This is a genomic window from Pseudomonas sp. P4_C3, from assembly GCF_056402075.1.
In genome coordinates, this window is the sequence record NZ_JBFUIC010000404.1 from 1 (window position 1) to 3239 (window position 3239).

The window sequence follows — 3239 nt, forward strand, 5'->3', positions numbered from 1 at the left end:
AACGTTCTGAATGCGGCGATTGCTTCGGGTGTTAAGCGCGTTGTCGTGCTAAGTACCGACAAGGCTGTTTATCCAATCAATGCCATGGGTATTTCCAAGGCCATGGCTGAAAAACTGATGGTGGCCAGGTCGCGGATGATTCCGGCAGCGGGACCTGTGATCTGCGCAACTCGTTACGGCAATGTCATGGCCTCGCGCGGGTCAGTGATCCCGTTGTTTATCAACCAATTGCAAAATGACGAGCCGCTGACTGTCACTGATCCGAACATGACCCGCTTCCTGATGTCGCTGGAGGACTCTGTCGACCTGGTGCTGCACGCTTTCGAGCATGCCGAGCAAGGCGATATTTTCGTTCAGAAAGCACCTGCCTCGACAGTCGCTGACCTGGYGCAAGCGCTCAAGGAGCTGTTCTCTCGTGACAATACCGTCAAGGTCATTGGCACCCGTCATGGCGAAAAACTCTACGAGTCGCTGATTTCCCGTGAAGAAATGGCCAAAGCCGAAGACATGGGGCGTTACTATCGAATCCCGGCGGACAATCGCGACCTGAACTACAAGAAATTCTTTGTTGAAGGTGAGCAGGAGATTTCCGATCTTGAAGATTACACCTCGCATAATACTGAGCGTCTCGATGTTGAAGGCGTGAAGAAAGTTCTTTTGAATCTGGAATACATTCAGGAGAAACTTGATGCTTAAGGTCATGACGCTGGTCGGCACGCGACCAGAGCTTATCAAGATGAGTCGTGTCATTGCTGAGCTGGATAAGCAGGTCAACCATGTGTTGGTCCACTCCGGCCAAAACTACGACTTCGAATTGAATCAGGTTTTTTTCGACGATCTTGAAATTCGAAAGCCCGATCACTTTCTGGGCGCCGCCGGCGATACGGCTGCCAAGACCATCGCCGAGGTGATTTCCAAGGCGGATGAAGTATTTGAAGTTGAAAAGCCGGACGCGCTTTTACTCTATGGCGATACCAATACCTGTCTTGCAGTCATTGCCGCAAAGCGCCGCAAGATTCCCGTATTCCATATGGAAGCCGGCAATCGCTGTTTTGATCAGCGAGTTCCCGAGGAACTGAATCGCAAGGTGCTCGATCACCTGAGCGATATCAATATGGTGCTGACCGAGCATGCCCGGCGTTATCTGATCGCTGAAGGGATTCGTCCTGAAACCATCATCAAGACCGGTTCGCATATGGAGGAAGTGCTCGACTATTACATGCCGAAAATTCTCACTTCCGACGTGCTGGTTCGAGAGGGGCTGGAGCAGGATAAATTCTTCATCATCAGCGCTCACCGAGAAGAAAACGTCGATACGCCGGAAAACCTCCGGGATTTGCTCAAGACACTGCGAGCCTTGGCCGACGAGTATAAGTTTCCGATCATCGTGTCCACTCACCCCCGCACCCGCAAACGTCTGGAGGCGATAGGCGAATCGTTGGATCACCCGTTGATCCGCTTTTCCAAACCATTCGGTCTGCTTGACTACATCAAGTTGCAGATGTCGGCGTTTTGCGTCCTGTCCGATAGTGGCACCATCACTGAAGAGGCCTCTCTGCTGAACTTGCCTGCCATTACCATCCGTAATGCACATGAGCGTCCGGAGGGGATGGACGAAGGGACACTCATTATGAGTGGCCTGAAAGTGGATGGCGTTCTCAATGCTGTACGTGTGGTGACCAGTCAGCATGATCGTGATCAGCGTGTCATCCCCGTGGTCAGGGATTACCAGGCGGGTCCGGTGTCCAAGCAGGTGGTTCGGGTCGTATTGAGTTACACCGACTACATCAACCGTACTGTCTGGTCGAAACCCTGAGCGGCGTCGAGGTTTGAAAATGCGTGTTTTGTTGACAGGTGCCACTGGTTTCGTAGGCCGTGCTGTACTGGGCCGGTTAGCGGCTTCTGAAGATCTGGAACCGGTGGCAGCCATTCGTGGGCATGCTTTGCCCGACTGTCCGGCGCGCGTTACAACTGTTCAAACCGCCGGGCTCGAAAGTGATGCCGATTGGTCGCAGGCGCTGGATCGGGTGGAGGTCGTCATTCACAGCGCGGCGCGTGTCCATGTGATGAATGACACCGAGTCCGATCCGCTGGTGGCGTTTCGCAAGGTGAATGTCGAAGGCACACTGAATCTTGCCCGGCAGTCGGCTGGTCAAGGGGTTCGACGTTTTGTGTTCATTAGCTCGATCAAGGTGAATGGTGAAGGTACGCCGCTCAATGAGCCCTATCTTGCCGATGCTCCACCCGCGCCAGCGGACCCCTATGGCGTATCAAAGATGGAGGCCGAGCGAGGGTTACGCGAAATCGCGATCGATTCAGGGATGGAGGTCGTGATTATTCGTCCTGTGCTCGTTTATGGCCCGGGTGTCAGGGCCAATTTCCTGAACATGATGCGCTGGCTGGACAAGGGGGTGCCGCTGCCATTCGGGGCTATCCATAATCGACGCAGTCTGGTCGCGCTCGACAATCTTGTTGATTTAATAGTGACCTGTATTCGTCACCCTGCTGCAGCGAATCAGATTTTCCTTGTTAGTGATGGGGAAGATCTGTCCACTACGCAGCTCTTGAGGCGCATGGGGCAAGCGCTGGGCAAGCCTGCACGGTTGTTGCCTGTTCCGAGTGTGCTGCTTGAGCGAGGAGCGCAGCTTTTAGGTAAGCAGGCTTTATCGCAACGGATTTGCGGGTCGTTGCAAGTCGATATAAGCAAAACTCGAAAGCTGCTGGGCTGGACTCCTCCCGTTAGCGTCGATGAAGCTCTGGTGTCGGCTGCGAACTACTACAAGGACAGGCAGCGATAAGCTGGCTAACGGCAGTGCTGGTTCAATTGCAAAATTGATTTTGGCTGTTTCAGGAAGTTGATCTTTGAACACAATTTGGTTGTTGGCTGCTGTGGTTGGTGTTTCATTTTTGGCCACGGGTGCATTGCGCAAATATGCCTTGGCACGCAGTTTGATAGATATTCCGAATTCACGAAGTTCACATTCGGTCCCGACACCGCGTGGTGGAGGTGTGGCCATCGTCCTGAGTTTTCTGATTGCGTTACCGGCGCTTGTCTGGGTAGATGACATGGCCTGGCCCATGGCGTTGGCTCTACTTGGAGCCGGTGGGTGGATAGCAGTCATAGGTTTTCTTGACGACCACGGACACATTGCTGCCCGGTGGCGCCTGCTGGCGCATTTCGCTGGTGCCATCTGGGCATTGTTCTGGATTGGCGGCATGGCCCCGATCAATGTGTTCGG

At 53.7% G+C, this 3239-nt stretch carries 4 protein-coding genes; all 4 read left to right on the top strand.

Annotated features, from left to right (window positions below; all coding sequences use genetic code 11):
• Positions 1 to 696: polysaccharide biosynthesis protein (locus AC1DVH_RS28410; RefSeq protein WP_477756582.1), on the top strand; the 696-nt coding region annotated here is incomplete at its 5' end.
• Positions 689 to 1816, top strand: a complete 1128-nt coding sequence (gene wecB, locus AC1DVH_RS28415; protein ID WP_477756583.1) for a non-hydrolyzing UDP-N-acetylglucosamine 2-epimerase — start codon at positions 689 to 691, stop codon at positions 1814 to 1816. The genes AC1DVH_RS28410 and wecB, both read left to right, overlap by 8 nt.
• A 19-nt stretch (positions 1817 to 1835) precedes the next feature.
• A complete protein-coding gene (locus AC1DVH_RS28420) occupies positions 1836 to 2798 on the top strand; it encodes a UDP-glucose 4-epimerase family protein (RefSeq protein WP_477756584.1) in 963 nt (320 codons plus the stop codon).
• A 64-nt stretch (positions 2799 to 2862) separates the two neighbouring features.
• The coding region (locus AC1DVH_RS28425) for an MraY family glycosyltransferase (RefSeq protein WP_477756585.1) at positions 2863 to 3239 on the top strand (377 nt) is incomplete at its 3' end.